This window comes from Providencia sp. PROV156 (genome assembly GCF_028480905.1).
Taxonomy (GTDB): domain Bacteria; phylum Pseudomonadota; class Gammaproteobacteria; order Enterobacterales; family Enterobacteriaceae; genus Providencia; species Providencia hangzhouensis.
In genome coordinates, this window is the sequence record NZ_JAMPPE010000006.1 from 68600 (window position 1) to 88849 (window position 20250).

17 protein-coding genes are annotated in these 20250 nt (G+C 37.7%); 8 read left to right on the plus strand and 9 right to left on the minus strand.

Annotated features, from left to right (window positions below):
• Positions 1-187 precede the first annotated feature (187 nt).
• The 6 genes from citG to citC are packed head-to-tail and all read right to left on the minus strand — an operon-like array spanning position 188 to position 5400.
• Positions 188-1069, minus strand: a complete 882-nt coding sequence (gene citG / locus PSF31_RS05960) for a triphosphoribosyl-dephospho-CoA synthase CitG (protein WP_096865104.1) — start codon at positions 1067-1069, stop codon at positions 188-190.
• Positions 1056-1595, minus strand: coding sequence for a citrate lyase holo-[acyl-carrier protein] synthase (citX, locus tag PSF31_RS05965; protein WP_004255463.1), 540 nt, complete (start codon positions 1593-1595; stop codon positions 1056-1058). The genes citG and citX overlap by 14 nt, the downstream gene beginning before the upstream one ends.
• A gap of 2 nt (positions 1596-1597) precedes the next feature.
• Positions 1598-3124 carry a citrate lyase subunit alpha gene (gene citF / locus PSF31_RS05970; protein WP_096865105.1) on the minus strand — a complete coding sequence of 509 codons (1527 nt, stop codon included), beginning with the start codon at positions 3122-3124 and terminating at the stop codon, positions 1598-1600.
• 10 nt (positions 3125-3134) lie between these two features.
• Positions 3135-4031: a citrate (pro-3S)-lyase subunit beta gene (gene citE, locus PSF31_RS05975; RefSeq protein ID WP_004255459.1), complete on the minus strand. Its 897-nt coding sequence runs from the start codon at positions 4029-4031 to the stop codon at positions 3135-3137.
• Positions 4031-4327 (minus strand): citrate lyase acyl carrier protein, encoded by a 297-nt coding sequence (citD, locus tag PSF31_RS05980; protein ID WP_004255457.1) that lies wholly within the window; start codon positions 4325-4327, stop codon positions 4031-4033. Before citD ends, citE begins: the two co-directional genes overlap by 1 nt.
• The gene (gene citC / locus PSF31_RS05985) at positions 4324-5400 is read right to left on the minus strand and encodes a [citrate (pro-3S)-lyase] ligase (RefSeq protein ID WP_164560979.1); all 1077 of its coding nucleotides are present in this window, start codon (positions 5398-5400) and stop codon (positions 4324-4326) included. The genes citD and citC overlap by 4 nt, the downstream gene beginning before the upstream one ends.
• Positions 5401-5768: 368 nt before the next feature.
• On the opposite strand from citC, the gene dpiB reads away from it, so the two are divergent.
• Positions 5769-7397, plus strand: a complete 1629-nt coding sequence (gene dpiB / locus PSF31_RS05990) for a sensor histidine kinase DpiB (protein ID WP_094961213.1) — start codon at positions 5769-5771, stop codon at positions 7395-7397.
• A gap of 1 nt (position 7398) precedes the next feature.
• On the plus strand, positions 7399-8079 hold the full coding sequence (gene dpiA / locus PSF31_RS05995; protein ID WP_004263346.1) for a two-component response regulator DpiA: 681 nt from the start codon (positions 7399-7401) through the stop codon (positions 8077-8079).
• A 113-nt stretch (positions 8080-8192) separates the two neighbouring features.
• On the opposite strand, the gene PSF31_RS06000 is transcribed toward dpiA, so the two are convergent.
• Entirely contained in the window at positions 8193-9221 is a 1029-nt protein-coding gene (locus PSF31_RS06000) for a tetratricopeptide repeat protein (protein ID WP_004263349.1), read from the minus strand.
• 947 nt (positions 9222-10168) lie between these two features.
• Between PSF31_RS06000 and dtpA the strand changes: the two genes are divergently transcribed.
• A complete protein-coding gene (gene dtpA, locus PSF31_RS06005) occupies positions 10169-11635 on the plus strand; it encodes a dipeptide/tripeptide permease DtpA (RefSeq protein ID WP_096865108.1) in 1467 nt (488 codons plus the stop codon).
• Positions 11636-11710: 75 nt separating this feature from the next.
• Here dtpA and glpX read toward each other — a convergent pair whose 3' ends face one another.
• Both glpX and PSF31_RS06015 read right to left on the minus strand, forming a co-directional pair.
• Positions 11711-12688 carry a class II fructose-bisphosphatase gene (gene glpX / locus PSF31_RS06010; RefSeq protein WP_420719997.1) on the minus strand — a complete coding sequence of 326 codons (978 nt, stop codon included), beginning with the start codon at positions 12686-12688 and terminating at the stop codon, positions 11711-11713.
• A gap of 162 nt (positions 12689-12850) precedes the next feature.
• Positions 12851-13774, minus strand: a complete 924-nt coding sequence (locus tag PSF31_RS06015; protein WP_096865110.1) for an AEC family transporter — start codon at positions 13772-13774, stop codon at positions 12851-12853.
• A gap of 584 nt (positions 13775-14358) precedes the next feature.
• Here PSF31_RS06015 and PSF31_RS06020 point away from each other — a divergent pair.
• From PSF31_RS06020 to psiE, 5 genes are all read left to right on the plus strand, one after another.
• A complete protein-coding gene (locus tag PSF31_RS06020) occupies positions 14359-17232 on the plus strand; it encodes a DUF2339 domain-containing protein (protein WP_096865111.1) in 2874 nt (957 codons plus the stop codon).
• The gene (locus tag PSF31_RS06025; protein ID WP_096865112.1) at positions 17229-18716 is read left to right on the plus strand and encodes a DUF3999 family protein; all 1488 of its coding nucleotides are present in this window, start codon (positions 17229-17231) and stop codon (positions 18714-18716) included. Before PSF31_RS06020 ends, PSF31_RS06025 begins: the two co-directional genes overlap by 4 nt.
• Positions 18717-18880: 164 nt before the next feature.
• Positions 18881-19153 carry a hypothetical protein gene (locus PSF31_RS06030; protein ID WP_219144521.1) on the plus strand — a complete coding sequence of 91 codons (273 nt, stop codon included), beginning with the start codon at positions 18881-18883 and terminating at the stop codon, positions 19151-19153.
• A gap of 74 nt (positions 19154-19227) precedes the next feature.
• Positions 19228-19641, plus strand: a complete 414-nt coding sequence (locus PSF31_RS06035) for a GFA family protein (protein ID WP_094961219.1) — start codon at positions 19228-19230, stop codon at positions 19639-19641.
• Between the two features lie 183 nt (positions 19642-19824).
• The gene (gene psiE, locus PSF31_RS06040) at positions 19825-20232 is read left to right on the plus strand and encodes a phosphate-starvation-inducible protein PsiE (RefSeq protein ID WP_172412229.1); all 408 of its coding nucleotides are present in this window, start codon (positions 19825-19827) and stop codon (positions 20230-20232) included.
• The last annotated feature ends 18 nt before the right edge of the window (positions 20233-20250 follow it).

A 20250-nucleotide genomic window follows, 5' to 3' on the forward strand; every position in this document is an offset into this window, starting at 1 on the left:
AATTTGTTAAAATGACGATATTTTAAATATGGCTGTATCTTGAGTGAATAAAATGATTTTAATTCTTCATTAGTAATTCACCCTAAGGTATATAATTTAGTTAAATAGTTAATTGGTTTTTATTTGGTTAAATTTTTTTATTTTTTAAATTATTCCTATTTTATTAGTATTAAAAAATTACTTAATGTTAAATAAAAGAATGATTGGGTAATCGTGCAAAGAACCAAGTTAGAATTAATAAGTCTGCACTTCCCCCTGGGCTCACATTTAGCTGAATACATTCATTATCAAAATGTTTAACTTTAACTAAGTCATCACAGGTATTGATACCAGCAATTAATAACTGTTCCGCGCGTTGTTTTACCCATGCTAAGCCGTTGACACCCCCACGGTTGACAATATTCGTATCGTCATTCAGGCTCATTAATAGAATCAAGGTATCAAGTAGGGCAATATCGGCTAGTTTGCCTTTAGCGAGTTGCTGTAAATAATAAGGAAGTGAATGTTTGATTACTAACGAGTAACCGCCTTCGGCTTCACCTCTTGCACCCGTTAGCCCATGGCTCTGGTATAAACGCTCGCCTGCGGTGGGTTTTTCGGTTTTTTGTTTAAGTTCATTGGTAATTCCCTTACACATACTAGCAACCAATAAGCTGACATTTTCCGGTGAGACACATTGTTGTTGTGCAATCAAACGGCCTATTGCGGTTAAGACTAAACCTAAGGAAAAAATACTGCCTTTATGGGTATTAACGCCTTTTGTTGCACGGAACATCGACCTTTCGCAATCCATTCCAATAGGGCGAATGTAAGGTAATAGTTGCGCTATAGGGCAATTTTTATATTGAGCGCCTGCCTGTAAAAATCGTGGAAAATGTGTCGCGATGGCATTGGCACTTAAATGAAAGTCAGTCAATGCCATATCTTTATGGGCACCGGTATTGTGTTTATCAACTAACCCGGGCTTAGGGGTTAAATTCACTTCGGCCAACATCGCTTGCCATGCTAATTGGCTGTAATAGCGAGTTAATTTTTCATTGATATGGCTGAGTTGTTTAATAGGTTGCATTTGCTAACTCCTCGATACGATCAAGTATCTCAACCAATGAATGTGTCCGTTGACGAGCACAAATTTTTGCTTCATTTTCACAAATTAAGCATCGTCTTGGTGGCAAATTTAATTGAGATCGCGAATATTGCTGTCCATTCGCATCAAACACATCAAAGTCCCATAACCGACCAACAGCAGACGATCCTTCTAGGTGAATTAACGCTTTTTTTATCTCGATAGCATCACCATCAACGGCGACCAAGCATTCCGGCCCCGTTTTGAATGCCCAAGATTGTTGTGATAAAAACACCCACTGCCCGCATGAAGCAATTTGTTCAAGCGCATTTAAGCCCTGATTAAACACATGTCTAACAAGAGAATTGTCTTTGACAGCTCCAGGAAAAACGACAGTAAATGAAATCAAGGTTACCTGATGGAGACCAATCCACGCTTGTTGGCGAGCCTGACGGGCATCACGGCTATCCAACAGTTCAGGTAAAGAAATTTCAAATTGCTCTTGAGTATCAGGCAGTGGGTAAAACATATTTACTCCTTCACTTGATGAACAACATCAATGATTGAACCATCACGATAGCGGACAACCGCAACAGCTTTATCTGTAAATTCAATTGGGTTAGGAGTACCGGTTAATAATTGTGCTCGTTCTCTTAACCAGCTCATTGAAACGGTTTTAATACCTTGGCTTTCAAGTTGCTGTTTTAATTCAGGGCGTGCAGGGTTAACCGTAATACCATGGTCAGTGACAAGAATATCGACACTGGAACCTGGTGTAACACAAGTGAGAACTTCATCCACTAACGTTGGAATACGTCCTCGGACAAGCGGAGCAACAATAATTGACAGTTTTGAGGCTACAGCAGTATCACTATGACCTCCAGATGCACCACGAATAACACCGTCAGACCCTGTTAACACATTGACATTAAAGCGTGTATCGATTTCTAACGCACTGAGTACGACGACATCAAGCATATCAACGGAAGCACCTTTCGAATCAAAACAGGCATATTGGTTAGCACTGATTTCAATATGATTCGGGTTGCGAGCAAGTGATTCAGCTGCCGCTTTATCAAAGCTTTGAACATCTAATAATTTGCGAATTAACCCTTTTTCATGTAAATCAACGATAGTTGAGGTAATACCGCCAAGTGCGAAACCAGCTTGAATGTTATGGCGTCTCATTTTATCTTCAAGGAAGCGAGTAACGGCCAAAGAGGCGCCACCAGTACCGGTTTGTAATGAGAAACCATCTTTGAAATAACCGGATTTTTCGATAACATCCGCTGCGGTACGCGCAATCAGAAGTTCACGAGGGTTCGATGTCATACGAGTTGCATCTGCCCCGATTTTATCCGCATCACCCACGCGTTTAACTTTGACGATATAATCGACTTCATCTTGTTTAATACTGGATGGGTTATGGGGGTAATCGAGTATCTCTTCCGTTAACATCACCACTTTTTTCGCAGTTTCAGCGTCAATTTTGGCATAACCTAAAGAGCCACAGCAGGCCGTTCCGGTATATCCGTTTGCATTACCGTATTCATCACATGATGGCACGCCAATAAATGCCACATCAATAACTAGTTCACCGCTATGAATTAGATTGGCTCTTCCACCATGTGAATGGATTTGTACGGGTTCTTCTAACTCACCACGTGAAATGGCTTCAGCGAGCGGGCCTCGGATACCAGAGGTATAAATTTTACGAATAACCCCATGACGAATATGTTCAACAAGTGGTGAATGGCAAGCACTTAATGAACTGGATGCAAGTGTTAAGTTGCGAAAGCCCATCTCTGCAATGACTTGCATCACCATATTGACCGTAAGGTCTCCACCACGAAAGGCGTGATGGAAAGAAATGGTCATACCGTCTTTAAGACCAGAACGGCGAATAGCGACTTGCAAGTCATCACACAATTTGCGATTTCTCGGCTTTTGTACCTGCTGTTGTACTTTACCAATATCTTTAAATTCACGTAGTACATCGTCAGTATTTGGTTGTAAGTAGGCTGATACGCGAGCCTGGCGCTGAGTATTATTTGTCATTTTTATTGCCTCACTCTTCCCGAATTCCTGATAATGCTGCTCGTGATAATACGAGGCGAGCTCTGTCAATAACTGGGCCATCGACCATTTTTCCGTTCAATGAAACTACGCCTTTACCTTCAAGGGCTGCGGCATCCGCGGCTTCAACAACACGCTGTGCATGGTCGACTTCTTTTTGAGTTGGTGCATATAAATTATGAAGTAACTCAATTTGTCTTGGGTTAATTAATGATTTGCCATCAAAGCCGAGCTGTTTAATGTGAGCGGCTTCGCGTAGGAAACCTTCTTCATTATTAGCATCAGAATAAACGGTATCAAACGCTTGAATACCTGCTGATCGAGCGGCTTGTAAAATGGCGCACCGAGCATAGAGGAGTTCTACGCCGTCTGGAGACCGCTCGGTGCGCAAATTGCGGACATAGTCCTCGGCACCTAATGCGATGCCTATAAGTCTTGGTGATGAATGAGCAATATTCACAGCTTGAGTGATGCCCATTGGTGATTCAATAGCGGCTAGCAAACCTGTGCTGCCTTCTTCGCGGCCACAGCTTTTTTCTATACGCAAGATTTCACTTTCAATATCAATAACATCTTGTGCCGTATCCGTTTTAGGAAGGCGGACGATATCCGCACCACCGCGAACAACGGCTTCAAGGTCAGCAACACCAAAAGCGGAATCTAATGCATTGACCCGTACAATGGTTTCAATATCTTGATAAAGTGGGTGCTGCAATGCATGGTAAACCAAGCGACGAGCCGTATCTTTTTCGCGCAAAGTGACGGAGTCCTCAAGGTCGAACATTAAAGCATCCGCTTTATAAATAAAGGAATTGCTCAACATAGCTGCATTGGAGCCGGGAACAAACAGCATACTTCTGCGTGTGCGTGATTTTTGTTCTGGAGTCATTACTTATCCTCCCAAGGCAGATAGTCGATATCACAAGCGCGAGCCAATAAGGCTTCTAAGCGGGCTTTGAGTACGCATTCTAGTGCTCCTTTATCATCTACAATGATTTGTGCCCCTTGAATATCATGTTGCTGGATAACTTCTTGTACGATTTTTGCGATAGCATCCCCAAACTGTTTTTCAACACTACTGGTAATTTGTATTGAGACCTCTTGAGTGTCTTCTAGTGGCTCTATGCGAACCATGACATCACTTGACTCAAGTGTGCCAGCTACTGCTGCATGCTTTATCTTCATATTTCACCTATGGCTAATTCAGAACTTTCGGTGTGGCTTTGAGCAGATGCGACTTGATTGGCGACCATCTCTTGTAAATATTGATAGGTTGCCTCAGGCACAATCGGCTTAATCGCCGCAAGATCTTTTTTAGCGAGCAATCGTCTAACTTGTGAGGCAGAAACAGCCGTTCCATTGATGATTGTTCGCGGAAATTCAATGAGTTCTATAGGTGGAAAATTCATAGCATCGGTTTTTAACCAAAAGCGCATGTCTTGGTTATATTGGTTGGTGACTTGGCAAAAAGGTTCCGAGCCTACGAATCGATGGGTTATCCCTAAAGCAGGGGCAATATATTGACGAAAAATCTTAATATCGATTTCGGTATAACAGTTATTAGCAACTGTTTTATCTTTAATAAAGTAACAAGGAAAAGTCGCTCGAGAAATAATATATTCCGAACCTTTATGAATAGTAAGATTTTCTATTCCTTTGGTTCCTGCTTCAATTAAATTTAATCTAACTTTATAAGGAAAACGTGATGTATCTTCTTTGACAACAAATAGATGTAGCCAATCACAGGCCTTCGCAGCTTGCTCTATTAAATAACGATGCCCAAGAGTGAAGGGGTTGGCATTCATAACGATTGAGCCAATTTTTTTTCCTTCCTTACGTTGTGCTTTTAAACTTTCGATATAACGTTTTAGATAACAGCAACTATTTTCCATCAATACCATAATATCAGGAACTGTGGCAATGGTATGAAAACCACATTGTTGGAATAAGCTTTCATTTTGAAATTTGGTATAAATAAATAAATGAGTTGTATTATTTTCGTAAGCAAGATTAACCAGTTCTGTTGCTAATTTTAATGCAAGGCCTTCACCTCGAGCATCATCGCTAATAGCAACGCATTTAATAACATTTTTTGCTAATCCTCCACACGCAATTAATTTTTCATTGCGAGAAATCGTAATGAAAACGTCAATACTTGAATCAAGTTCTAAATCGTTTTCCTTTAAAAACTGAGTTATTTCAGCAAGTTTCCTGTTCTCATGACGTTTTACTTGGTTAAACGTTATGTTTTCGAACATAATAGTATCCTGCATCTCATTTAGAGATGTTTTTAAAATGTTGCTAATGTTAAAGTTAATTAAATAAATTCTCTTAGGTTATTTTTATAAAAACAAATATAAATTTTTATTTAATTACCCTCTCTGATATTTATATTAAAGATACTGTATTTAATATATTTGACCTATTTCATGTTTCTCAAATGAGATTGTATTTGTTTAATGGTTTTAAAGTTTTTAATTATTGAATATGTTTTTTATTGCTTGGTTTTAATGTGTTTAATTATTAATATGTGTATTATATCTTTGGCTTGAATCCGATTTATCGGTTATCCTACCATTTTTGAGTTAACAAAATTTTTACTTTTCAGCCAGTAACGAGATATAACATGAAAAAAGAATATACGTTCTCCTCATTGAAAAAAGTAAATTCAGTTTCATTTTCAGTACGAGTATTTTTTCTGTTATTAATAGTTTCTGTTTTTTTAACTCTCGGGCTGGGTAAATATTTTACGGACACAGCTGAAAATCGATTGATTGCGAACATTCAATCGTTAGCAATGAGCCAAGCAAAGCTGATTGCTTCTATTGATGGTGTTGTTCAATCCGTAAAGTATAGAGATATTCCTGGGTTGAAGGTTATCGCTGACAAACTAAACCAAGATTCTAACTACGATTATGTTGTTATTGGTGATGAAAATTCGATTCGTTTGTATCACCCAAATAGTCAAAAAATTGGTTTTCAAATGCAGTGGAACAAACCAGGAGCCTTAGAGAAAGGGGAAAGCTATTTTATCAATGGCGAAGGTTCAATGGGGAATGCTGTTAGAGCAAAAACACCCATTTTTGATGAGCAAGGTAAAGTGATCGGTGTTGTTTCTATTGGCTATCTATCCAACAAAATAGAAACATCACTCAGTGAGTTATTCGTACAAACAGGAGCCACTTTTTTAGGGATACTGATTATATTGCTCTTCTTATCATGGGCATTTTCACGTTTAATTCAAAAACAAATGTTGGGTATGGAACCTGAGGAAATAACCCAATTAGTCTTAGTACAAAAAGGGATATTTGAAGCTGTTTTTGAAGGTGTTATCGCAGTGAATATACAAGGGCAGATTATTAATATTAACTCTAATGCCCGGAAAATGTTATCTCTAAGCAAGCCGCTAGGGCAGTTAACAGGGACTTTTGTGTCGGAGCATATCTCGCCAGCCGACTTTTTTATTACCGATATTGAAACGACTAAGCATGATGTGATTTGCGAATTTAATGGCCTAAACGTGATTGCAAATCGGGTGGCAATTCGTGATGGGGAACATCTTGTGGGGGCGGTCATTAGCTTTCGTAGCCAAAATGATATTGAATCGCTAAACTCTCAGTTGACTCAAGTTCGCCAATATATAGAAAGTTTACGTACGTTACGGCACGAGCACCTTAATTGGATGTCAACATTAAGCGGTTTATTGCAAATGAAAGAATATGACCAAGCGTTGGCACTAATTAAAGGGGAGTCAGAATCTCAGCAACAATTAATTGATACACTTCGTGGGCAGTTTTTTGATAAGCAAGTTGCTGGTTTATTATTTGGTAAACACCACCGAGCCAAAGAACTAGGCTTACAATTAAAATTTACTGCGGGTAGTCAGTTACATGAATTACCTGATTCATTAAATAGTACTGAATTTTGTGCCATTTTGGGTAATCTACTCGATAATGCGTTTGAAGCAAGTTTGAAAAATAATCAGGGTAATAAGCAAGTTGAGTTATACCTTTCAGATGAAGGAAAGGAGATTGTCATTGAAGTCGCTGATCAGGGATGTGGTTTCCCGTCAGAAATTCAAGACAAATGGTTTGAGCGTGGTGTCACAACGAAAACAGATATAGCAGATAGCCATGGTATCGGGTTATATCTCGTTGCATCTTATGTTAAACGCTGTAATGGTGCAGTGATTATTGAAGAAAATCAACCGCATGGTACAGTATTTTCAATTTTTATTCCGAAAGTGAAGATATAAAATGATCAAGATAAAAATCCTCATAGTGGAAGATGAGTTGCTGCTTGCCGAAATGCACAGCGAATATATAAAAGCCTATCCTGCATGTGACAAAGTTTGGCTTGCAGGTAATCTTGCGGAAGCGAGAAAAATGATTGAATACATGAAGCCAGATCTTATCTTGTTAGACAACTATTTACCTGATGGAAAAGGTATTGACCTAGTTCATGAGTTAATACAAGAAAGAAATAATGCAGACATTGTATTTACGACGGCCGCAAGTGATATGGACACAGTCTCTGAAGCCATTCGTTTAGGCGTTTTTGACTATTTAGTGAAGCCAATTGCTTATGAACGTTTAGGCCAAACATTGGATAGGTATATTCAACGTAAATCTGTTGTACAGGAAAATAGCAAAACCAATCAAAGTAAAATTGACGATATGTTTAATACTTATGCGAGAGGGGAATCAAAGGAAGAACTTCCAACAGGTATTGATATCATTACACTTGAAAAAATACTCGCGTTGTTTACTGAACCTGATGTGCAATATACGGCAGAAAGTATTGCTGAAACCATCAAACTTAGTCGTACTACAGCAAGACGTTATTTGGAGTATTGTTTAGCGAAAGATAAAATTGAAGCTGAAATTGAGTATGGCAAAGTTGGCCGACCGCAACGGATTTACCGTGCCAAGTTGTGAGTGTTTGAATTAATAGTATATATCGATAGAAGCTCTGCATTGGTTATAAACAATGCAGATTTTCTTTGTCTTACTCATATCAGTGGTACAACAGTAAGTTGGAAAAATAGAGTTTATTGCTGCTGGTTTTTTAAAATTAACACTTTCTTTTCAGCCCGCTCATGGCCTTTAGCGGCTGCGAGTTGATACCAGCGTAGGGCTTTTTTATCATCGGCCTCAACACCCATACCATATTGGTAGCAAGCTCCTGCTGCATATTGCGCATCGGCACTATTTTGCTGAGCGGCTTTGATAAACCAGTGACAGGCTTTTGCTTGGTCGGCTTTGATACCATCACCGCGCGCATAGATAAGCGCGATATTAAATTGAGCTGAAGCTTCACCTTGTTCAGCTGCTAGGGTTAGCCACTTTATAGCTGATTGGATATCTTTTTTGGTACCTTGTCCAGTTAAGAACAACATACCTAAGCTGTTTTGGGCGGGGGAAAAGCCCAATTCTGCGGCACGGGTAAAATATTGAAACGCGAGAGGGTAGTTTACCTTATCATACATACCTACTGCTGCTTGGTAGCCTAATAAATACAGAGCTTGTGGATGGTTTTCTTCAGCAAGAGCAAGATATATTTTTTGGGCTTTTTGAGGGTCTTTTGTGATAGCTTTTCCCTCTTCATACCAATAGGCGAGGGTGAGCATCGCAGGTTGAAAATGTTGTTCAGCCGCTTTTTTTAGCCACCGTTCAGCTTTTTCTGGGTTTTTCTCTAATAAATCATTGATGCCATATAAGGTATATTCGGCCATATTCATCTGGCCAATAGGGTCACCACTTTCGGCTGCTATTTTCATCCAATGCAGCATTTGTTTTTCATCTAGCTCTACCCCAGTTCCTTGCTGGTACATCAGGCCAAGGTTAATTTGTGCTTTTGTAAAACCTTGATTGGCAGAAAGAAGGTACCAGTGTAAAGCTTGGTCAAACTGTTGATGAGACTGATAAAACATTCCTAAGTTAAATTGAGCTTCGGCTTGGCCTTGTTCCGCAAGTGCAATTAGTGTTTTTTCATTTATTAGTGGCGTTGTTTCTTCTGCAAAAGCAGGGGGGCAAAATACGTTAATAAAGATAAAACACAATAAAAATATTTTTTTCACATGACATCCTTTGGACTAAGCTCTTAATGGCTAAGTTATCTTGTTAGATAAGTTCCTGCAATGATATGAAAAACATTTTATATTAATTCTAATAAATCAAATGGTTAATTGTTGCTATTAGCACATTAGGCAAAGAATAGATAAAAATTTTAAAAAAAAGATGAACTTTTTTCCTTCTTAGCCAGTCTTATTAGTATCTATATACTGTTTGCTTGCGTAAACATTCATATATTTACCCTCATCATTCATTTCTTTACACGAAGTAATGTAATAATGCACCTACGTAGTGATAGTTTGAATTTAGCAAAAGATCCTTGAGTAGAATGCATTATGCCCAGTTTGTTACTGGGCTTTTTTTTATCCAAAATTCCAGTTTGAATGTCTATTCAGCTGCTATTCTCTAAATCCTTTCTTATCATAAAAGAAAAAAGTGCTCATTTGTTATGGATATTTTTAGTTTCCCATAACGCTTACAGCAATAAATCATAGGGTTATAAATAGGGCGTTATAGTTTCACTATAGAACAATATTCTTAACATTTAATAAACAAATGACTAATTAGTAATCGATAATAATTTGGCAATTTTGTAAAAAATTGAAGTAAATCACGATTAAATTCAATTGATGTAGCAATTAATACTAGCTAATTCTTTAATTTTGGTGCATAAATAACGTATATGGCTTAATTGATTATTGGGTTCTTGGCGGGTTATCTGCCAGTTAATGTTGAATAAATAATCAAATATGCTTTAACTCATTGAATTTATGTTTGAGATCCATAAACAAGTCTACACACAGTTTTGTTTGTTTTGAGGTCAGGGAATGATACTCCTCCTACCAAAAGTGAATCTTTTCAACTTTGAATTCTTGAGATCATAACAATGCGAGAGCGCATAGAGCGTTCCGTGGTTTTTTTGCATATGTACAGGTTGTACTAGAGGTAACTTGTGTCCACAACAAATAACAAAGAGGAAGTTAGTCTTAACGCGTTTAAGCAACCTCGCTCATTCTATCTTATTTTTTCTATCGAGCTCTGGGAACGTTTTGGTTACTACGGTCTTCAAGGGATCCTTCCAATATATCTAAGCCAAGTGCTGGGTATGTCAGAAACAGAATCAATTACACTTTTCTCAGCGTTTGCAGCATTAGTTTATGGCTTTGTTGCAGTTGGCGGTTGGTTAGGGGATAAAGTTCTTGGAACAAAACGTGTCATTGTCCTTGGAACAATCACTCTGATTGCAGGGTATGCATTTGTTGCTTTCTCAGGGCATGATGTATCGATGGTCTATGTTGGTTTAGCAACCATTGCAGTTGGTAATGGTTTATTTAAAGCGAATCCATCATCACTCTTATCGACCTGCTATGAAAAAGATGACCCACGGTTAGACGGCGCATTTACCATGTATTATATGTCCGTTAATATTGGTTCATTCTTCTCAATGATTGCAACGCCATGGTTAGCAAAACATTATGGTTGGGATGTCGCGTTCTCTCTTAGTGTTGTGGGCCTGATGATCACATTGATTAACTTCTATATGTGTAAAAAATGGGTTTCTCAACATGGCTCAAAACCTGACTTTGCTCCTGTTGTTCTTTCAAGATTAGTTGCTACAGTAGCAGGGGTTATTGCATTAATCGCGATTTCTACATGGCTATTGCATAACCTCGGTATCGCTCGTACAGCATTAGCGATTATTTCTTTGGGTATTCTAGTTATCTTTATCAAAGAAACATTAGCACTGAAAGGTACGGCTCGCCGTCGAATGATTGTTGCATTAATTTTAATGCTTGAAGCGATAGTATTCTTCGTTCTTTATAGTCAAATGCCGACATCATTAAACTTTTTTGCATTACATAACGTAGAACATGAAGTTTTTGGTTTTTCTATTGAACCCGCACAATACCAAGCTCTGAATCCATTATGGATCATGATTGGAAGCCCAATTTTAGCCGCGATTTATAATAAAATGGGCGATAACTTACCAATGCCACATAAATTCGCGATTGGTATGTTGTTATGTTCTGCTGCATTCTTAGTTTTGCCATTAGGTGCAAAATTTGCAAATGAAGCGGGGATTGTTTCTGTTGAATGGCTGGTTATTTGTTACGGTTTCCAAAGTATTGGTGAGCTGATGATCTCAGGCCTTGGTCTTGCTATGGTAGCTCAGTTAGTTCCACAGCGTTTAATGGGCTTTATTATGGGCGCATGGTTCTTAACAAACTCAGCGGCCGCATTTATTGCAGGGTACGTTGCTTCAATGGCAGCAGCACCAGAAGGTGAACTTACCAGCAAAGTCGAATCTTTGGCTGTGTACAGTGACGTATTCTTGAAAATTGGTTTAGTGACTGGTGTGATTGCAATTTTGATGGTTTTAACCGCTCCGATGTTAAATCGTATGACTCTTGAGCGTTAATTTTCATCTTAAATCGCAGTAATCAAAAGGGCTAAAAAGCCCTTTTGATATATGTGACATGCGGTAATAGACGTATTAATTAAAATAGCGATTATTAATCAGTTTTAGCGAGCGGTCACTACCATTAACCAAAATGGTATTTGAAATACGGCTGTACGCATCTATTGATACACCATCCATCAAGATGGTTGGTGTGATAGCTGTGGCGGCAAATATGACATCAGAAGTACTCACCATCTGGTCTAAAGATAGCACTTCACCAATTTCTAACCCCATTTGTTGACAGCGCAATATTTCTTGTGCCGCGAGTTGTTTATTTTCTTCGTTATCTCCTTTGGCTTTATCTCGCGAAATTAGTCTTGCTTGCATATCACCGCCTAAAGCACGAGCGATAGCTGCACTGATAATGCCTTCAGGAGCGCCGCCAGTTCCATACATCATATCAATGGGATGTTCAGGAAGGATAGTAAGTAATGAGGCGAGGACATCACCATCAGGGATGGTAATCACATTAGCACCAAAACTACGGATAGTTTTAATAATATGTTGATGGCGAGGTTTATCAAGCACTGCGATTGAAAGATTTGAAATGGGTTTATTAAGTGCAGAAGAAAGGAATTCTAAATTTTTTTCTAGGGGATTTGCCAGATGAACGGCCCCTTTAGCGGCAGCCCCAACAACAAGTTTTTCCATATACATATCAGGTGCTTGAAGTAGTGTTCCTGTTGGAGCCGCGGCAAGTACGGCAATGGCATTTTTTTCATTACACGCTACCATACGTGTTCCATCGATAGGATCTACCGCAATATCTAAGCCAATAGAACCTGATTTTTTGCCAACTTGTTCGCCAATATATAACATGGGAGCGTCGTCGATTTCACCTTCACCAATGACAATTTTACCGTGAAAATCAATTTCATTTAGGCGATTTCTCATCGCTTCTACAGCGGCTTTATCTGCGGCATTTTTATCTTGTTTTCCCACCCAATCGAAGGCAGCCACTGCTGCAACCTCGGTAACGGAAGCGATAGCAGAAGCTAACTCATCACTAATTTTCATTTTTTGTTCATATCCCAGATGTATAAAAGAAAAGTACTTATCACTATGATACGTTTTTTGTGATCTGTCTGGCAAATAATGGGTGATTAAATCATCAGAGAATTTGGTGCCATAATGAAATAGTCGCCTAAATATAGGCAACTATTTATTTGATAATTAAAGCATTTCGACGATAGTGATACCACCGATAATCGAAATTAATGCGGCTAATGTACTTAATAACACGGTTCCTGCTGAGGTTTCAGTATAGGCTTGGTTGCTAATAGCCAATGCGGGAACTGCGGTCGCCGTGGGTAGTACACCAATGATAAACGCGGCTTTAAGTAAATCATCTTGTAAACCTAAGGCGAGTCCAGTGCCTAAAATGAGTGCGGCTTGAACAAAATTTTTAATAAAGACGTTAAATATAATTTCCTTACTAATTGTAAGTTTGATCCCTGAAAGGAGCAGACCAAGGAAGAATAGAGCGACTCCGCCCGCGGTTTTGCCCAATTCGTTTACCGAGTTTTGTAATATTTCAGGTAATTTAACACCTAAAATAGCTAGTATTGCGCCTAGAATAGGGAGAAAAACTAAGGGTTGAGCAATGGCTTTACCAACTGATTTTAAGATACTGTTACCTTGCTGTGATCCGCTGATCATTAATAGAGTAAATGGGATAATAATAACGGTATAAATCAGGTTACCTAATACCATAGCTATCAAGCCTGATGACCCGACAGTTGCAAGTAATACAGGTGGCCCACAGTAGGCCATATCAGGAAAAGACACCGATAATGCTTGCATAGCCGCATCTTTTTTAGTGTGGCGAAAAATAAACTTACCAAAAATAAAACCAATCACATACGTTGCAATTAGTCCTACGGCTAGCGCTAATAAATATTCAATATTGAGTAATACTGAAGGCGGTGCTTGTGCGGCTGCAAGAAATAATGCAAACGGTAATGCTATTTTAACCACAAAGTCAGCAAAGGCTTGGGAATACTCTCGTTTGATAAACCCATATTTACCCGATAGCCAACCAACGGCTAATCCAAGAACTATGGGCCCTAAAGCGGCAAGTATAATGTGAATTAGCATTAAAAACTCTCCTGATATTTTTCGGTAGGTTTTGCTTTATAAAAGTCAGTAAAATGACAGTTAATATTTTCCCTTGTGGTTACTTTTATTTAAATTAAAGAACATATGTTTTTAGCAATGTTTAATAAAGAAACTAATTAATGTAATTTTAAATAACTATAATCATTTAAGAATAGTAATTATTAGATTAATATATTGATGTTAAAGGTGTTGTATACATAACATAATAAAAATAATAGTACTAATAAAATTTTATTAGTACTATTATGATCATCAAAAACAGAGCATCAAAAAATATAGGCGCTTAATCAATTGTTTGTTTTTTTATGAACGAAATAGTCATTAAACGATGATTAAGGGTTTTCTTAGTTACTAAAATGACTAATGAGAGTATTAATAAATCATCAAAGAAAGGTATTGTTTCTTTTACCAGGAGTATACCTAAAGCAGGATGTAATGAATTATTTTGTAACAGTTTATTACATTTGGTTGGCAAGGAGATCAATGCTATCTACACTAGCAGTAATCACAGCCTTTATTTTCCAGATTCTAAATTGTGAATTTTTTTATGAGGAAACCTATTTGTGGACACTTGGATACTAATAGGACTTGTATTCGTTTTCCTGCTAGTGCTAGCTCCGATACTTGCTATCATTGCCATCAATCGAACAGGTCGGATGCAGTACCAAATTTCGCTGTTAAATCAGAAGGTTTCTTCATTAGAAGCCCAGCTTTTAAACGCTAAATACACGCCAAGTATATCTGTCGATAGTGTGACGTCTTCCCAATCAGGTTTAGATGAAATACAAAATACGCACATAGAGCAAGAGGGGAGCGAATCTCTTTCGGGTGTTGATGCTAAACAAGACAAACAGCAAGAAATTTCCTCAATGAGCCATGTGACTTGTCTGCCAGTTGAAAAAGAGCATGATTTATCGGATACAGAAAACTCGCCTCTCATGAGGGAACAAACTACCCATGAAAATTCCCTTAATCATCCTTTAAGTAATGAAAGTATCAATCCGAATAGGTTTGATAACACGCAAGCACAGCGAGTAGACGCAAATCGGTTTAATCAAAATAAACCTGAGACAAAGCAAAATACTGCCAGTGACGATAAATCAATATTCAATCATTTCTTTAGTTGGTTAATGAAAGGAAACCCGGTTGCTAAAATTGGTATCCTACTGTTATTCCTAGGTGTCGCATATTTGCTGAATTACAGTGTGCAAAATGAAATTATTTCACCTCAAATGCGTTTAATCTTCAGCGCAGTAGGGTGCTTAGCTTTATTAGGTACTGGCTGGTGGCTACGGAATAAAAAGGCATTATTTGGGTTGATTTTACAAGGGGGGGCAATTGGTTGCTTGTATATCACTATTTTTGCTGCCTTTAAACTGTATACGATGGTGCCTTATGGGATGGCATTTGCCTTTATGTTACTTATTTGCGCGGCAAGTATTGCTTTGGCATTATTGCAACGCACAATTAGTTTAGCTGTTCTTGCATCGATAGGTGGGTATTTAGCACCTATATTGCTTTCGACTGGCGGTGGAAGCCATGTTGTTTTATTTTCTTATTATTTGATGTTATCAATTGGTATCTTAGTTATTAGTGTGTGGCAAGCTTGGCGACCTTTAAATTTAGTTGGTATGGTGATGACTTATGGTGTTGCCATTTTATGGGGGTTAGATAATTACCAGTCAGACTATTATTTATCTTGCCAACTTTTTATTATCGCTAATTTAGTGGTATTTAATGCCTTAACACAGCTATTCTCACTACGCTTTGAACACAGTAAGCAATTGGTTGTTGATAATACACTTCTATTTGTCCCTCCTTTTATCAGTATTGCACTTCAATTCTTTATTTCAGAAGGGGAAGGTTTACTGCCAGCCTTTATTTCACTGATAGTAGGTTTGTTATATCTGATTACTGGTTTACAAGTGCATAAACGCTATAAATCCGCTGGCAAGAATATGGCGTTAGCAAATATTATTATCGGTGCTGGGTTTATCACTTTAGCTATTCCATTAGCGCTAACATTTGAGTGGACCTCGATTATTTGGTCATTAGAAGGGTTGTTAATCCTCTGGTTCGGTTTACAGCAAAACCAGAAAAAAATGGCGGCTATCGGCTCGTTATTAATTGTTATTAGCGCAATCACTTTGTTAAGTGATTATCCTTATTTATATTGGAGCCGTAGTAGTACTTATATGGTTCCAGTGCTATTAATAGCCTGCTTTATGGCTGGTGGGCTTTTCCATATTCGTCGTAAAGAAGACAGTAACTTTACTTTATTTAGTTATGGTTTCTTAATTATTGGTTTGGTGACTTGGTTGTGCTGGTTACCGTTATTTACTGATATTTTATCATGGAGCCGTGAGTCTGAAGGCTTTATTATTCTAGTCTTGGTTGTTATTTCAGTTTGGTTCTGGCGTTTATATGCTATCTATATTAATTGGGTACCTTTGCTACTTTGCCAGTCTATTCTATGGATTGCAGGTTATTATTATCTTGGTTTAGATTTCTTAAACGACCAAAACCCAATGGGGCGTGGTGAAGGTTCTCTCATATGGCCAGTTGTTTTAGGTAGTTCTATTTTATTTGTTATTCATGCATATAAGCTTCGTGATCGTTGGATGCAAAGAATACTCCATAGCGCCAATTTATGGCTAATTCTTGCGTTTATTGCTACCCAAGTGAATTGGTTCGTCTCCATTTTACCTTGGGGCATGCACGAAATGGGATATTTTATTTATGTCATGGCCATAACGCTAACTGTTATTGTTCTCTATTGGCTACAACAAAATAGAATGCCGCCGATGAAACGTAATGGACTGATTTATTGGTATTCGATGACTCCTGTTGCTATCGGGCTAATTATATTGTCCGGCTATGCTAATTTAGAAGATGGTAAATTGACATTTTGGAATTATATACCGCTAATCAATCCATTAGATGAAGCTGGGTTATTTAGTATCGCTACGTTAGTTTTAATACGTAAAGGGCTTTCTCAAAAAATACGTAAAGTAACAGCGGTTAACTTTTGGGTTTTACGTAGTTTGTTAGTAGTCACAATTGCACTTTCTGCTTATTGGTTTAACGGTATTTTAATTCGTGCAATAGCAGATTTTGCTGAGCTAAATTGGAACTATGACACACTTTATGATTCACGCTTAGTGCAAACTGTACTTTCTATCAGTTGGGCACTGGCTGCCTTAGTCTGTATTATTATTGCCTCTATTAAGAAAAATCGAATTTGGTGGTTTATGGGAGCTGGTATTTTTGCTTGTGTTATTGCCAAGTTATTCTTAATTGATATATACGGGCAAGGTGGTATTTCTCGTGCAATTTCTTTTATTGGTGTTGCATTATTAATTTTAATTGTTGGGTATTTTTCGCCATTACCACCAAAAGATACAAAAGGGAAAGTTGAAAAGGAGATACAACCATGAGTTTAATTAAAAATATAGGACTAGTAAGGCTCATTGCAGCCTTCTCATTGTCATTATTGTTTTCAAGTCATTTGAATGCAGAGGCAGTAGAAGAGGTTACTCCTTATAGTTTTTATCAAGGCTCAGAAATAAATGTGCTTGATTCATCGGCTCCTTTTTACTGGTTAGAGCTTCCCGTAAATGCGTATATGAACTCAGCGTACCCCAAAACGTTGCAAGATGTTCGAGTCTTTAATGGTACTGGTAATGAAATACCTTCAGTATTATTTTCTGATACGGAAAAATCCGTTTCAAATGAAAAGATCATTTTTACACCACAGCGTTTGGTCACTCAGGTTGATAGCGTTAACTCCCATGATGATGTGCGTAGAGAAAAGCAACATCTATTAGTAGAATCTATCCCTGGCAAAGTGAATAGAATTGAGTTGCCTAGTATGCAAGTTAAAGACAACGTGGCTTATCAGGCTTATTTATTAACGAAAAATCAAAGTCAAACTAAAGATACGCCAATTAAAAACCTAGTATTAGACTGGGCTAAAAGCGAGAAAGAATGGCAGGCAAAGGTATTTATTTTTGCCAGTGACGACAAAGAAAATTGGCTAAATATAGCCACTAATCAGCCGATTATGAATTTGAAGTTAAATTCAGAAACTATTGCAAGCAATAATATTGAGTTATTAAATGGCAACTCAAAGGCATTGAATGCACCTTATCTTATGGCTGTAATAGTAAGTGGTCCAGATATTGTTATACCTGACTTATTAAAGGTCAATGCGACCTCTAGCGTGCTTAATTCAACTTATCGTCAAGAACTATTTCATTTTGAGATGACGAATGATGGTGTTTCAAAAGATCATATAATCTATCAATTACCAAGAGCACAGCCACTGAGTGAATTACAAATACAATTGCAACAATCAAACCGTGTGATCCCACTAAAAATAGAGTATTCATCTGATAGAGGTGAAAGCTGGAAATTACTCACTAACATTGTTGCATATAATCAAACAATAGATGGTGATTTAATTAGCAATCCGAGCACAGCGCTCTATGGTGAAATGGTAGGGAAAGTAAGAATCTCAGCTCTCAAAGGGAGTTGGGAGGATCAGCCACCAAGGCTAACGGGAAAACGAGATGCTTATAACCTTATTTTTAATTTGCAAGGTCCCGCTCCGTATTTACTTGTTTGGGGGAATAAACAAGCTAGTTTTGATGAATTGACCACAAGCCAGCTTGTAGGGAAACCAGATAGCGTTGATGAGTTAATGACAAATTATCCTCAGCTATTTCTTGATAATACAATCATTGAGTTGGGTGGTGTAGATAGGCTAACTATAACGGAAGTGGTTGACGGTAGTTTTAACTGGCTGACGATTACCTTATGGGTATTGTTATTTGTTGGAATATTAGTACTAATTTATTTCTGCTGGTATTTGTTAAGAGAAGTCAATTCTACAGATAAGGCGAATCATGAAGAATTATAACTAGATATTGGTATTAACCAAATAGGGAATAGTACCCTATTTGGTTTCGATTTACGTCATTGACAGTTCTGACGTCTCTTTACTTAATCATGAGAACACTTACTTATAGCCTGTTTTTTCTGACAGGGATTTGCGCTAAAACAGTCATAACGGAATAGGAGATAATGATGAAAAAAACATTACTAGCTCGTATATTTATTATGATCGTTATTTTGACTGGCTTTTCAATAGCAGCCCAAGCTGCGAATAATACAGTATTAACAGAAATTATAGCGCACAATAAAGTAGCGTATGAGTATGTGTTACAAAATACAGACCAAAATGAAACAGATATAGAGTTTGAACGGGAAGCGAAAGAACTTGATAGTTCTCAGTTGCGTAATATTGTTAACGATAAACGTTTTACTGGCCGACAATTCAGAATACAGGAAAAGTAAGTCATATCTGAATTTTTTGCTGTAAACATGCGTATATTGAGTAATAAATCTACGACCTACATAAAGGAAATTCTATGCATCAAGGCCAATGTTTGTGTGGTTCTGTAAAAATCACAACAGCAAAAGATATTAGTCATGTCAGTGTATGCCATTGTGGAATGTGTCAAAAATGGAATGGTGGCCCAGGCTTTAGTGTTGATTGTGGTAACGATTTAATGGTAGAGGGGCAAGAGTCTGTGTCAATTTTTGCATCATCTCAATGGGGAGAACGTGCATTTTGTAAGAATTGTGGTTCACACCTTTTTTATCATTTACTCACACCTTCAACATATTATGCATCAGCAGCTTTATTTAAAGAGAGTAAAGATGCGCAAATGAGTATGCAAATTTACATAGATAGTAAGCCCAAATATTATAACTTTGTTGAAAGAACACCCATGTTGACAGAGAAAGATATTATGGAAATGATGTCCCCATCATCGGATTAAACTCTGTGGCTATAGATTTAATAGTAAGTAATAAGGAATGCAGTGGCAGTCGATCAGACTATATTTTTTGATTCTATTCGTTAAATTGACCTCTTATTTGTCATGCGGTCGACTTAAATTTGTTTTACAATTAAGGTAATGACTAGGTTTAGAAGTTGTTCAGAGGAATAACAAATGAATAGTATGAAAGGAATGCGTCATGCGAGTAATATCGCGTGGGTACTACAATGGATATTAAATATTGGCTTGATCTCACTCGCTGCCGTACTTGTATTCTTTTTAGCTAAAGAAACGGTGACAATGGCCTCATTAATGTTTGGTAGCTCAAAAGGGGCGACGGCCTATGAGTTGTTAGAAGGCATTGTCATTTATTTTTTATACTTTGAGTTTATTGCCTTGATAATAAAATATTTTATGTCGGGCTATCATTTCCCGTTAAGGTATTTTATCTATATTGGTATTACTGCGATTATTCGTTTAATTATCGTTGATCATAGTGACCCTATGACAACTTTGTTGCATGCAGGGGCGATTTTGGTACTAGTCGTTGCACTTTATATTGCAAATACTGAAAAATTAAAGCGTGAATAACATACATTAGTGTAATTT

Bases quoted from the DNA above. Each gene is read 5' to 3' on its own strand.
- psiE (WP_172412229.1), top strand. From the start codon at position 19,825: ATGAAAGGAATGCGTCATGCGAGTAATATCGCGTGGGTACTACAATGG.
- PSF31_RS06030 (WP_219144521.1), top strand. From the start codon at position 18,881: ATGATGAAAAAAACATTACTAGCTCGTATATTTATTATGATCGTTATT.
- citD (WP_004255457.1), bottom strand. From the start codon at position 4,327: ATGAAGATAAAGCATGCAGCAGTAGCTGGCACACTTGAGTCAAGTGAT.
- citE (WP_004255459.1), bottom strand. From the start codon at position 4,031: ATGACTCCAGAACAAAAATCACGCACACGCAGAAGTATGCTGTTTGTT.
- dpiA (WP_004263346.1), top strand. From the start codon at position 7,399: ATGATCAAGATAAAAATCCTCATAGTGGAAGATGAGTTGCTGCTTGCC.
- PSF31_RS06025 (WP_096865112.1), top strand. From the start codon at position 17,229: ATGAGTTTAATTAAAAATATAGGACTAGTAAGGCTCATTGCAGCCTTC.
- dpiB (WP_094961213.1), top strand. From the start codon at position 5,769: ATGAAAAAAGAATATACGTTCTCCTCATTGAAAAAAGTAAATTCAGTT.
- citF (WP_096865105.1), bottom strand. From the start codon at position 3,124: ATGACAAATAATACTCAGCGCCAGGCTCGCGTATCAGCCTACTTACAA.
- citX (WP_004255463.1), bottom strand. From the start codon at position 1,595: ATGTTTTACCCACTGCCTGATACTCAAGAGCAATTTGAAATTTCTTTA.
- citG (WP_096865104.1), bottom strand. From the start codon at position 1,069: ATGCAACCTATTAAACAACTCAGCCATATCAATGAAAAATTAACTCGC.
- PSF31_RS06015 (WP_096865110.1), bottom strand. From the start codon at position 13,774: ATGCTAATTCACATTATACTTGCCGCTTTAGGGCCCATAGTTCTTGGA.
- PSF31_RS06035 (WP_094961219.1), top strand. From the start codon at position 19,228: ATGCATCAAGGCCAATGTTTGTGTGGTTCTGTAAAAATCACAACAGCA.
- citC (WP_164560979.1), bottom strand. From the start codon at position 5,400: ATGTTCGAAAACATAACGTTTAACCAAGTAAAACGTCATGAGAACAGG.